At 43.2% G+C, this 12,993-nt stretch carries 11 protein-coding genes; 4 read left to right on the top strand and 7 right to left on the bottom strand.

The window, feature by feature from the left end; translation table 11 throughout:
• Window positions 1-78: 78 nt before the first annotated feature.
• A complete protein-coding gene (locus tag FQV37_RS12100) occupies window positions 79-1,716 on the top strand; it encodes an electron transfer flavoprotein-ubiquinone oxidoreductase (RefSeq protein ID WP_160023422.1) in 1,638 nt (545 codons plus the stop codon).
• 136 nt (window positions 1,717-1,852) lie between these two features.
• Here FQV37_RS12100 and FQV37_RS12095 read toward each other — a convergent pair whose 3' ends face one another.
• A complete protein-coding gene (locus tag FQV37_RS12095) occupies window positions 1,853-3,349 on the bottom strand; it encodes an alanine/glycine:cation symporter family protein (protein WP_114701883.1) in 1,497 nt (498 codons plus the stop codon).
• Between the two features lie 762 nt (window positions 3,350-4,111).
• Here FQV37_RS12095 and FQV37_RS12090 point away from each other — a divergent pair.
• From FQV37_RS12090 to FQV37_RS12080, 3 genes are all read left to right on the top strand, one after another.
• Window positions 4,112-4,372, top strand: a complete 261-nt coding sequence (locus tag FQV37_RS12090; protein WP_160023300.1) for a DUF4212 domain-containing protein — start codon at window positions 4,112-4,114, stop codon at window positions 4,370-4,372.
• Window positions 4,373-4,375: 3 nt separating this feature from the next.
• The gene (locus FQV37_RS12085) at window positions 4,376-6,244 is read left to right on the top strand and encodes a sodium:solute symporter family protein (RefSeq protein WP_057761858.1); all 1,869 of its coding nucleotides are present in this window, start codon (window positions 4,376-4,378) and stop codon (window positions 6,242-6,244) included.
• Window positions 6,245-6,413: 169 nt separating this feature from the next.
• The gene (locus FQV37_RS12080; protein ID WP_160023298.1) at window positions 6,414-6,962 is read left to right on the top strand and encodes a hypothetical protein; all 549 of its coding nucleotides are present in this window, start codon (window positions 6,414-6,416) and stop codon (window positions 6,960-6,962) included.
• A 57-nt stretch (window positions 6,963-7,019) separates the two neighbouring features.
• Here FQV37_RS12080 and FQV37_RS12075 read toward each other — a convergent pair whose 3' ends face one another.
• The 6 genes from FQV37_RS12075 to FQV37_RS12050 form a co-directional block, all read right to left on the bottom strand.
• Window positions 7,020-7,625 (bottom strand): rhomboid family intramembrane serine protease, encoded by a 606-nt coding sequence (locus tag FQV37_RS12075; RefSeq protein WP_160023296.1) that lies wholly within the window; start codon window positions 7,623-7,625, stop codon window positions 7,020-7,022.
• Between the two features lie 40 nt (window positions 7,626-7,665).
• Window positions 7,666-8,718, bottom strand: a complete 1,053-nt coding sequence (locus tag FQV37_RS12070) for a 5'-nucleotidase (RefSeq protein ID WP_160023294.1) — start codon at window positions 8,716-8,718, stop codon at window positions 7,666-7,668.
• A 245-nt stretch (window positions 8,719-8,963) separates the two neighbouring features.
• Entirely contained in the window at window positions 8,964-10,253 is a 1,290-nt protein-coding gene (locus tag FQV37_RS12065) for a TRAP transporter large permease (RefSeq protein ID WP_102093493.1), read from the bottom strand.
• Window positions 10,250-10,777, bottom strand: a complete 528-nt coding sequence (locus FQV37_RS12060; protein ID WP_057761870.1) for a TRAP transporter small permease — start codon at window positions 10,775-10,777, stop codon at window positions 10,250-10,252. The genes FQV37_RS12065 and FQV37_RS12060 overlap by 4 nt, the downstream gene beginning before the upstream one ends.
• A gap of 18 nt (window positions 10,778-10,795) precedes the next feature.
• The gene (locus FQV37_RS12055) at window positions 10,796-11,854 is read right to left on the bottom strand and encodes a TRAP transporter substrate-binding protein (protein WP_160023292.1); all 1,059 of its coding nucleotides are present in this window, start codon (window positions 11,852-11,854) and stop codon (window positions 10,796-10,798) included.
• Between the two features lie 378 nt (window positions 11,855-12,232).
• A complete protein-coding gene (locus tag FQV37_RS12050; protein WP_160023290.1) occupies window positions 12,233-12,580 on the bottom strand; it encodes a hypothetical protein in 348 nt (115 codons plus the stop codon).
• Between the last annotated feature and the right edge of the window lie 413 nt (window positions 12,581-12,993).

Here is a 12,993-nt window from a genome sequence, read left to right as displayed (position 1 = left end):
ACAGAGACCGCAACGCTAGATAAAGCAGAACCAGTCGTAGCGCCAGTTGCCGCGGAACCTGAAGTCGAACGCGAATCAATGGAGTTCGATGTCATCATCGTTGGTGGTGGACCTGCAGGTCTGTCAGCTGCCATCCGTTTGCGCCAGCTCGCTATTGAAGCTGGTAATGATGAGTTTATGGTTTGTGTGGTCGAAAAAGGCTCTGAGTTTGGTGCCCATACGTTGTCTGGTGCAGTCATCGAGCCACGCGCTCTAAATGAGCTAATCCCTGACTGGAAAGAAAAAGACGCACCGCTTAACGTGCCAGCGACAGAAGATCGTTTCTATTATTTAAACTCTGCCACACGCTCAACTAAAGTGCCTGACTCTTTAATTCCAGGTCCGATGCACAACGATGGCAACTATATTGTCTCCCTAGGTAATGTCGTTCGTTGGTTAGCCGTACAAGCAGAAGAGCTTGAAGTCATGATGTTCCCAGGCTTCCCTGCCGATGACATCTTATACAATGACGACGGTTCGGTAAGAGGTGTATTAACGGGTGATATGGGTGTGGCCGCCAATGGTGAAGCCAAGCCAAGTTTTGAGCCTGGTTATGAGCTCCTTGCCAAATATACTATTTTTGCCGAAGGTAGCCGTGGGCATTTAGGCAAACGCTTAATCAGCCGCTTCGATCTAGATAAAGATTCTGATCCTCAGCATTATGGTATCGGTCTAAAAGAGCTATGGGAAGTTGAGCCTGAAAAGCATGAGCAAGGCGTTGTCATGCATGGTCTTGGCTGGCCATTGACTGAAACTGGCTCTACTGGCGGCTGGTGGTTATACTTTGATGAAAACAATCAAGTAAGCTTTGGTCTTGTGGCTGATTTGTCTTACCACAACCCTTACATGTCTCCATTTGATGAAATGCAGCGCTTGAAAACGCATCCTGTTATCAAAAACGTTTTAGAAGGCGGTAAGCGCATTTCTTACGGCGCACGTGCTCTGACTAAAGGTGGTCTAAACTCATTACCGAAGTTTACTTTCCCAGGTGGCGTGTTAGTAGGTGATGACGCTGGCTTCTTAAACCCAGCAAAAATCAAAGGCACACATACTTCGATGAAGTCAGGCATGCTAGCAGCCGAAGCTATTTTTGAGGCGCTGCAAGCTGACCGTCAGCATGATGAAGTGGTTGCTTATAGCACAATGTATAAAGAGTCATGGTTATATCAAGACAATTACGAGTCGCGCAACTTCTCACCTGCGATCCACCGTATGGGTCTGTTTATGGGCGGTGCTTTCACCTTTATCGAGCACAACTTGCTAAAAGGTAAAATGCCATTCACCTTGCATGACAATATCCCAGATTACGATCAGTTAGAGCGTGCTAACCATGCTTATCAACCAACCTATCTCAAGCCTGATGGTAAGTTGGTATTTGATAAATTGTCGTCAGTATTTATCTCTAATACCAACCATGCAGAAGATCAGCCAACGCATCTAAAACTTACTGATCCAACGGTACCTATTTCAATCAACTTACCGTTGTACGCTGAGCCTGCACGTTTATACTGCCCAGCGGGTGTATACGAAGTGGTTAAAGATGCTGAGGGTGCTAAGTTTGTCATCAATGCGCAGAACTGCGTGCATTGTAAGACCTGTGATATTAAAGACCCTTCACAGAACATCACTTGGGTAACGCCAGAAGGTGGCGGTGGTCCTAACTACCCAAACATGTAAATCAGGATAATTCTGATTTAATCTGGTACAGTTAATATCATTAAAACTGTGCTCCAATAAAAACCGCCCTTCTCTGCATAAGAGTCGGGCGGTTTTTTAATGCTTAGAACAAGCTAGTTTTACCAATCAATTCTGCTTAATCTGTCCAAGCATCACGGTTGGCTTCATCTCTGAGTTTCACAAAGTTATCAGGATCAAACTTAATCTGATCACCTGTTTTACCCTCTTTTACCTGACGCTCATAGTCACGTAGTATTCTTAGCGCTACAGGAGACAAGAGCAAGATGGCCACTAAGTTGACCAAAGCCATCAGACCCATAGATAAGTCAGCGAAATTCCATATAGCAGGTAAACTAGCAACCGAGCCAATAAATACCATACCTAATACTAGGAAGCGGAAAATCATAATCATCACTTTGGCATTTTTGGCACCAGAGATAAACTCAAGATTTGACTCACCGTAGCTATAGTTGGCGATGATAGACGTAAATGAGAAGAAGAAAATCGCAATCGCCACGAACACCACACCTAGGTCACCCACATACTGTGATAAGGCCAACTGAGTTAACTGAATACCTTCTTGCTCGACATTAGGGTCGACCACACCAGACAAAATAATAATCGACGCCGTCGCGGTACAAATGATAAGGGTATCCATAAATACGCCTAGCATCTGCATAAAACCTTGCACTGCTGGGTGATCAGGATGACTCTTTGCCGTTGCTGCAGCATTCGGCGCTGAACCCATACCTGCTTCGTTAGAAAACAAGCCACGTTTGATACCGTTAATCATTGCCTGCGCAATACCATAACCGATGACACCGCCTGCTGCCTGCTCAAAGCCAAATGCTGATTTTACAATCAACGCGATCGCTGCTGGGAATTGACTGAAATTAGTCACGATAATGAATAGCGCTAGCAAGATGTACAAGATAGCCATCACTGGTACGATTTTACCTGCGATACGAGCTACTGAGCGTAAACCACCGAATACCACTGGCGCTACCAGTACTACCAGTACCAAACCTGTCATCCACGTTGGCACACCAAAGGCTTCGTTGGTCGCTTGAGCGATGGTATTGGATTGTACGCCATTAAATGCCAAACCAAAGGCCACTAACAAACATAATGAGAAAAACACGGCAAGCCAGCGCTTGCCTAGACCTTTTTCGATGTAATAAGCAGGGCCACCGCGGTACACATTATCGTTGTGCGGTACTTTATATGCCTGTGCTAAGGTTGACTCGATAAAGCTGGTCGACATACCGACCAGTGCCGTCATCCACATCCAGAATACAGCACCTGGTCCACCTAGATAGATTGCAATTGCCACACCTGCCAAGTTACCAGTACCAACACGCGCGGCCAGCGACGTCATCAATGCTTCAAACGAGCTAATACCACCATCTTTGCGTCCTTGATTGGACACGCGTAGCAACTTCCACATATGACCAAAATGACGAAATTGAATAAACCGTGTCGCGACGGTAAAGTAAAGACCCGCACCAATTAGTAAGAACATCAGCAATCCATACCAAGGGTTACTAGCAATCAGCCAGTCATTGTTACCCCAGATAATACCGACACCATAATTTACGATGTTATTAAACCAACCTACTATCCCTTCGTTCATATGGGCTCCTTATTCATTCTTTATACGCGTTACTTAAATTTCATATCGATATCATATTTTGATTGCCATGGACTATATAAGCCTTTGCGCAAAATACCTGATACCAAAAAGACACGTGCATGATATAGATATTGAGCGACATGCGACCATCACGTTTACTTATCGACTTCATATAACTATTTTTAAAATAAATAATGATTATATTTCATCTTATATAGCATAGATTAAGTGATAATTTAATCTCATAAATTCACGGTTGCCGTACCATTTCCGTAACGTTAGGTTTTTTAATAAATATTAAGCAAACTAATTTTTAGTGACTTACTTATTATTCATGCGCAGTAGTTTGCAATTATATTTATTAAACCGTGCTAATATGGATTCCATATCCGTTTAGACTGTTTTATAGTTATCGAAGCTATTAATCAGTACAAGAAGCACAACAGGTTAGCGTGTTAAAAAGATTAAAACTCTTGTCAGGAAGACGAGATTGTTAAAAAGACACTGGATAGTCCACCCTTCTGTCTTCCTCAAGAAACGTTATTTTTGCCATTCGATGGTTTAGGTCAATGCGATGCTTAAATAGTTAATTACTTTTATTTGAAGTAAAGAACTACCGAGCATTAAACGTACTATCACGCATCATCGTTTTCACTATATAAAGCAGTACCTGATTATTTTTTATCCTTTTTATGGTAAGAAATAATCGCAGTTCTTTTTATATTGTTGGTATTTTTTAGGGAAGACAAAAGGAGTTGTCCTATGAAAGATCATAACGATCCATCCGGTTATTGGCGTGCCAATGTCCGTCTCATCTTAGGTAGCCTAGTAGTTTGGGCACTATGTTCTTATGGTTTTGCTATTTTATTGCGTCCTCTTTTGGCCGATATCAAAGTCGGCGGCACTGACTTGGGTTTTTGGTTCGCCCAGCAAGGCTCCATCGGGGTGTTTATCATTTTAATTTTCTTCTACGCATGGCGTATGAATAAGTTAGATAAACAATATGGCGTAGATGAGGAATAGACCATGAGTCAGTATTTAGTTAATATTATTTTCGTAGGCCTATCTTTCGCTTTGTATTTTGGTATTGCGATCTGGGCTCGGGCTGGGACAACCAGTGAATTCTATGTGGCGGGCGGCGGTGTACATCCAGTAGTTAACGGTATGGCGACAGCTGCTGACTGGATGAGTGCAGCATCTTTTATTTCTATGGCAGGTTTGCTTGCTGCTGGCGGTTATGGCGCATCGACCTACTTAATGGGCTGGACAGGTGGTTATGTACTACTAGCCATGCTACTGGCGCCTTACTTACGTAAATTTGGCAAGTTTACGGTGCCTGATTTTATCGGAGATCGCTTTTATTCAAAAACGGCTGCAATGATTGCCGTAGTTTGTTTGATTATTGCCTCTACCACGTACGTTATCGGTCAGATGACAGGTGCTGGGGTCGCATTTTCACGCTTCTTAGAAGTAGATAACAACACAGGTCTTATTATTGCGGCGGTTGTTGTATTCTTTTACGCAGTTCTTGGCGGTATGAAAGGGATTACCTACACGCAGGTTGCGCAGTATGTGGTTCTGATGATTGCTTATACCATTCCTGCTGTCTTTATCTCACTTGAATTAACTGGCAATCCAATTCCAGGTTTGGGCTTATTTTCAAACCATATCGAATCTGGTGTTCCCATCCTAACCAAGCTTGATCAAGTTGTGACTGATTTGGGATTCACAGCATATACGGCTGACGTACCTAACAAGCTAAACATGGTACTGTTCACCTTATCACTAATGATTGGTACCGCTGGTCTACCTCACGTTATTATTCGCTTTTTCACCGTTCCTAAGGTTGCCGATGCACGTTGGACCGCTGGTTGGACATTAGTATTTATCTCATTATTGTACTTCACAGCACCTGCTGTTGGCGCAATGGCACGTTTAAACCTTATCGATACTATCTATCCACAAGGCGTTGCAGAGCCTGCTATCGACTATGACCAACGTCCAGATTGGATGAGGACTTGGGAAGATACTGGCCTGATTAAATATACTGACCTTAATAACGATGGTCGTATCCAGATGTATAACGATAGTGGGCTGGGCGCTGCAGAAGTTGCTCTAACCAATGCACAGACTGAAGGCGGTGACGTAGGCGCTGCAACAACTGCGGTTGAGACAGCACGTGCTGCACATGACCTAGAACTTGATGGCCGCTTTGCAGATGCAGGTTGGGCTGGTAACGAGCTCGACGTCAATGCTGATATCTTGGTATTGGCTAACCCAGAGATTGCACAACTGCCATCTTGGGTAATTGGTTTGATCGCCGCAGGTGGTCTCGCTGCTGCACTATCAACTGCTGCTGGCCTATTGCTCGCTATCTCGTCAGCAATTAGTCATGATTTAATCAAACGAAACCTCAACCCAAACATTACTGACAAAGGAGAGCTCAAGGTCGCACGTATCACGATGGGTATTGCGATTGTGGTTGCTACTTACTTAGGTATGAATCCACCAGGGTTTGCGGCACAGGTAGTTGCATTGGCATTTGGTATCGCTGGTGCGTCCCTCTTCCCTGCATTAATGATGGGTATCTTCTCAAAACGTATCAACAACCTTGGCGCAATTGCTGGTATGTTGACAGGTTTGATCAGTATCTTGGTTTACATCTTCGTCTTCAAAGGTTGGTTCTTTATCAGTGGTACTGCTAACTTCCCTGATACAGCGGAGTACTGGTTATTTGGTATCTCACCACTATCATTCGGTGTGATTGGTGCACTGCTTAACTTTATCGTTGCATTCATCGTTTCTTATGCAACTAAAGCGCCACCGCTACATATTCAAGAGTTGGTTGAAAGCGTTCGCTCACCGCGCGGTGCAGGCGGTGCGGTCGACCATTAATCTGACGAATGATGATATGTCTTCTGTTACTATACATCACTCACTGGCAGCCACTGCTGGTGAGTGATTTTTTATCTAATACTTATTAAAATAATAGTTAGATGATGGTTTTGCTTTGTCCAATTGAACATACCTGACTAAAAGTGTCTAGCGCATTAAGGAAAATTTTATGCTTTTTGAGTTTATCGCTACTATAGCTGCTGCATTTGGCATGGCTGGATTGGCACTGATCATAACTCACCTCTGTAAACTGTCAGGTAAACGCGCGCCAAAGTGGCTGATTCCCTTATTTGCTGCGATTGGTATTTTTGGGTTTCAGGTACATCAAGAATATAACTGGTACGGTCAGCAAGTCCGTCAGCTGCCGGATGGTGTTGAGGTCGTGAAAACTGCAGAGAGTACAGAATGGTTTCGCCCATGGTCTTATGTTAAACCACAAGTCTTGCGCTTTATTGCTGCAGATACGGGCAATGCTAGCATGCATGCAGACAATCCAGACATGCACTTAGTTAATTTATATTTGTTTGAAAGACGCAGAAGCGTGCAAAAGATTTTACAGGTAATAGACTGTACTACACCTGCCCGAGCAGACTACGTAATACCAGAAAAAGGTAGCACACTGACGGTGGATGAACATGTTAAACAGACCACTGCATGGCGAGAACTGACTACAGACGATCCTTTATTTATCAAAATTTGTACTGATGCAAGCGTCTGATCCAATAACGCTTAGTACGACGATGCTGATCCATTAAATGCTGATATCCAGTTGCTTTTAATAGCGTTGAGAAGCTGCTGAATAAGTATGCTTTGAATTCGCGCCTAGCAATAGCCCAGCACACAAACCACCAAAATGTGCCGCAAACGAGATGCCTTGTTGCGGCATCAACCCTTGCTTGATGGTCAGCCAATAGCCAGTTCCCATGACAATACAAGCAACCAGATAACCCCAACGCCGCGCAAATATAGCCCCGCCTATCATATAACCTAACATTGCAAAGCAAAGCCCTGATGCGCCGATATGGATAGAAGATGGCGACCCGATAACCCAAGTGACCAGTCCTGAGGCGACCACCAGTTTAATTACCGTGCGATAAGCATTCTTTTCAAACAGTCCAAACAAAAACAAAATCTGTAATAGCGTCACTGTATTGCCAGTCAAATGCGATAAATTGCCATGCATTGTCCACGAAGCAAATACCCCTATCATACTACCTACATCTAAAGCACGTGGCACGATACCAAAGATGTTCCACATACCAAATAAGACCACTTCATTTAGAAAAAACATGCCCCACATCGGTATAAGCACAAAAGCATACAGTCCAATGACCTGCTTTATCCGCACGACAATTAAGTTAAGCAACTGCTGCCAATTCATATACCATCCTATCCTTATTACCTAAATTTTTTATACCTACTTAATGATTTACAGCAAATAGTGGGTGCACAGCAGGTTTGAATGATAACAATGATGCATCCTCATCAGCAGTGAGATAGTTGTCACCATGCAATAATGACGTCGAATGATAAGGAACCAAGGCCGTAGGAATAAATCGACGTGCTGCGTCAATGTGCTTGATTGAATCATCAAAGAAGATATGCGGCGCAAATGTTCTGAGTACCGCTGTTTTCTCTAATCCTCCCAAAAAAAATGCCATATCAACATTCACGCCCCACTCTCGTAATGTCTTGATAGCCCGTAAGTCAGCTGGTGCATTGCGCGCGGTCACCAGCGCAATTTTTATTGGCGAGTATTTTAAACCAGCAGGTAGGCGCTCTTGCAGATTTGACAATTTAATCAATAATTCAGCATAAGGGCCTTTTTCAATTGGCAAATCACGCATTTGTACTTCACGATCATGAAAGGCTCGTAGCCCTTTTTGTTTGTATAGCAGTTCACCTGAATCATCAAAAAGCACTGCATCCCCATCAAAGGCAATGCGCAGCTGCTCAGTATCTAACTCATAAGTGTTCACAGGCGTAGCGTCTAGTATGGCACAGGCACAGATATTAGCATCCGCAACTTGCTGGGCATCGTCGCGATTGGTGGTCAAGAATAGGTCCACATTAAAGTCTTTGATATAAGGCGCAACAGAGCTACCTGAAACAAAAGCAGAACGGGAGATATTAATATCATGTTCTAGAATTGCATTAAGTACCTGAATACCTGTATCTGGACTACTTTTTGAGACGATAACGACTTCGACCAATGGTGTTTCAATGTCTGATTCTTGTCCATCGTTATTATCACAATATTTATTTAGGTTTAGTAACGCTTTAATTAGCGGATAACCTGCACCAATATTCAAGGGGTCATTTTCACGCTCGGTCATGTACTCCCTAAATTCTTTTATAGCACTTGCAGGTCGTTGCTCTAGCAGCTCTAGCAAATAGTTTTCTGACTCAGTCAAATCAAAAAGTGCCGTCGCAGAAATTGCGACGATAAGCGTATTACTAAAATCGACAGCCATGACTATCTCTACTTATAAAGTTATATAGGAAAATGGATGAAAACCAGTTTACTACATTCACAGGCCTTTATAACACTAAGAAAAGTTATCACCATGCAGCGTCATGGATTGTGAGTTTGTAAAATGTTCCTCTCTTAATTCTTAGACAAAATATCAGATACTAAAAAAGCCACACTGCTTTATTAGCAATATGGCTGTATACAATAACTTATAAGCTATGGTTTAAGTTTTAGTTTAGGTTCAGCCTACCCGAGCAGCACAAGCGAGATCGCAGGGAACATCACCAAGATAACCAAACGGATCACATCAGAGACAATGAATGGTGCCACCCCGCGGAACATATCGCTCAGCTTAATGTGCGGTGCCATCGCCTTAATCACAAAGATATTCATCCCCATCGGCGGCGTAATCAAACCAAGCTCCACCGTCAATACCGCAATGATGCCAAACCAGACCGGATCAAACCCTAACGCTAGAATGATGGGATATACCACAGGTATGGTGATTACCAGCATCGCTAAGGCATCCATGAACAATCCCAATAGGAAGTACATGAACAGAATACAGATTAGGACAATCATTGGACTGACTGCCAACCCCCCGATCCAAGATGCCAAGGTATAAGACAAGCGTGAGACTGAGATAAAATACCCCAACGCCTCTGCACCTAATAGCATAAAGAACACCACTGCAGAGAGTGCTAGTGTCTCAATCAATGACTGCTTGAGACCGTCTAAACGCATGCCTTTAGCAAAGGCATAAGCCCATGAGACAAATGCCCCTACTGCGGCGCCTTCTGTTGGGGTAAATAACCCAAAGAAGATACCGGCAATAATCACAATAAAGATAAAGCTAAATGGGATCAGACCAGTCAGCGACAGTAGCTTGGCTTTCCAAGACGTTTTCTCACCACGTTTTGCTAAGTGCGGTTTCCAGCGTACCATCACCATGACGGTAAGCGAGTACATCACCATACCGAGCATACCCGGTAAGAAACCAGCGATAAACATATCACCAACTGACTGCTGGGTTAAGATGGCATAGACCAGTAAGGCAATACTGGGCGGAATCATAATACCAAGCGTACCGCCAGCAGCTAAGATACCGCAGGCAAAGCCTGGCTGATAGCCGTACTTCTCCATTTGCGGTAACGCCACTTTGGTCATGGTAGAAGCAGTAGCAAGCGATGAGCCTGAGATAGAGGCAAAGATACCGGATGAACCAATACCTGCAATACCAAGACTACCCCTTACCCCGCCAAATATAGTTCGGGTGGCTTCAAAGAGTTTACCTGCCATGCCTGAGTGAGTGGCAAACACGCCCATGAGAATAAACAAAGGGATGGCACTAAAGTCATACTTTGCTAAGACATCGACTGGGATGTCTTTGAGCATTTGCAGGGCACCACTAGGCGCGGTGACCGCACCAAAACCGACTAATCCTACCCCTAACATGGCAAGTGCGACGGGTACGCGTAGGACGACAAGCAGGATCATGACCACTAGGCCAATCGCACCGATAATTTCTGGACTCATGCGCCTGTCTCCTCGGCGTCAAAGAATTCGCCTGTCTTAAAGATGTTGATGGATTCGATCAATGAGCGAATGGCCAGTAGGATGCTTAAGAATGCACTAACCATATAGATAGGCATCATAGATATTCGAAGGTCTTGGGTGACTTTGCCATACTCTAAGGCGTCAATGGCGCTCTCGTAGAGTCCCCATGAGAAGACAATGCCGATGACAAAGAAGCCCATCATAAAGATACCCATAAGGTAGCCTTTGATAGACTGTGGCATTTTCTGGGTGAAGACGTCGACGATGATTTGTGAGCGTTCGACAAAAGCGGCAAAGGCAGCTAATAATGCAAATAGCATAAAGTAGGAGACAATCTCTACACTGCCTTTGACGGTAAAGCCAAACTCACCACCGGTGAGTTTGAATATGTAGCGTGCGACGACGTCGAGCATGGTGGTTAGGACGATGATGATGAGACTCACCCCACCGATAAACTGGCATAATCTAGAGATTAGGACACTGAGCTTGACTAAAAATGCCATGTGACACCTCCAATTAGGTTAGACCTTACAGGCAGCACTGGCAGCTTTTGCTTTTTCATAGACGCCATCAGCATCCAAACCCAAAGCGTTAACATCACTTAGATATTTTTGGGTACCTCTTTCAAGTGGCCCTTTCCAGTCTGGATCATTTAATGGATCAGGAATTTCGATAATTTCATCACCTTTATCTTTAGCAGCTTGAATTGCCATTTGGTCATGTTTATCAAACACTTCACCGACCTTATTAGCTAATGCCATCCCTGAGTTTTTATCCAAAACTTGTTTTAGATCATCAGGTAAGTTGTCATATTTGTCCTTATTCATCGTGACCATAAGCGCTGAACTATAGAAAGGAATATTGGTATGATACTTGGTAATCTCATCAATTTTAAACGCTGTTACTGCTTCCCAAGGGAAACTCAAACCATCAACAACGCCGCGCTGTAACGAGGTATACATATCATTAGCAGGTAAACCTACTGGCGAAGCACCAGCGCTTTCAATAATATCACCAGCAACAGCTGAAGGACGGCGAATACGCATACCTTTCATGTCTTCAGGTGTTCGAATTAGCTTATCAGTTGTATGAAGCGCCCCAGGTCCAGCCCCGTACATAAATAATAAATGTGAGTCTTCGTATTCACCTGCTAAAGTACCGTCATCATATAAGGTCTGTAGCATACAGCCCATTTGGGTTGCTGAATTTGATAAACCTGGAAGTTCAGTAATCTGAGTCAAAGGAAAGCGACCGTTGGTATAACCATGCGCTTGTGAACCGATATCGATCGTACCTTTAGCAGCAGATTCATAAGTAACGTCTGCTTTAGCAAGACCCGCTGATGGATAAAGCTCCACTTTTAGACGACCATTAGAATCTGTTTCTATCTGTTTTGCCCAAGGCTCGAAGACTTCTTTACTGATAGATGAGGTTGCTGGCCAAAAATGTGAAAACCGTAGTACGGTAGTTTCTTGAGAAGTCGCTGATGAGCCATCAGTCGTATCAGCAGATTGGTTAGAACAGCCAAGAAGACTAATAGCGGCTAAAGCACCAATTGAAAAAAGAGGAGCTAACTTCATTATCAATTCCTTTTGATAATTATGAGAATAGGAGTAAGGTATTACGAGCAGACAATTTGATTCCTCCTAGATTAAATTGGCTACAAGGTGTAGATATATTTTTTACATACCTGTAATAAAAGTACTGTTTAAAATTAGCAGCTATAATGATAGAAGTCAAATCATTTTGAGCAGATTATGAAGGATATATTCATATTATAGATATATTTCTAATACTTGAATTGTCTGCATAAATAATGATAAAAAGTAAGCAGACTAAAATAATTTCTCATAAAAAAGCTCTCAGCCTGTTATCCAGTTGAGAGCTTTTTTGTGTAAATATTTTATGAGCTTATAGAAGCTGCTCTAGGCAGTTGTACAAATAATAGTAATGAAGCACTACTCTTCCATCTGCCACTTATCATCTACCCACACAGCATCGTTATCATCTAGATGCACATGCCATTCTGCATCAGTTACCGTAAGGCGAATCTCGGTCAGACACTGTAGCCAATGCTCTAGGGTATACATAAGATCTCCTACATCCATACTAGCAGGCAACTTCGTAGCTCCTGCTAGTATTACCTCTGACTCACTATCATCATATGCATAGAGATCGAAAGTCTCTGCATCATCTGCATGCTCGAAATTTTCATTATATTTATCGACTATTGATGCAACCTTTTCTTGCTCCTGTTGAGTCAAGAGAGTAGAACGTTCAGCAGTATAGTAGAGTGAAACGCCCATAATGTGCTCCAAAATAAATGAGAGATTGTAGATTCTAGAAGTGAATAAATAATATCACATCAAAATGGTACATAGGAAAGTTTGAATTCTTGACCGAAGCATCTAGCTCTAAACTTTCTGACACCTAGATCTGTCACCAAACCGCACACAAAGAAAAGCCCCCTTAGCAATTAAGCAAAGGGGGCTTTATCTAGAATAGAGAGCTGACGATGACCTGAGCGCCGTAAAAATTGCATGCCAATTTTAGGCAGCGCAAGAGCAAATCCTTTAGATAGGATTTGCTACGTAGGTCACTAGGAATAAAAGATAAAAAAAGAGCCACCCAATTAAGGATGACTCTTTTTAAGTATAAGGAGCTGACGATGACCTACTCTCACATGGGCGAACCACACTACCATTGGCGCTACGATGTT

Origin of the sequence: Psychrobacter nivimaris, from assembly GCF_009812035.1 — a bacterium.
GTDB lineage: Bacteria > Pseudomonadota > Gammaproteobacteria > Pseudomonadales > Moraxellaceae > Psychrobacter > Psychrobacter nivimaris.
This window is presented reverse-complemented; position numbering and strand designations above follow the sequence as displayed.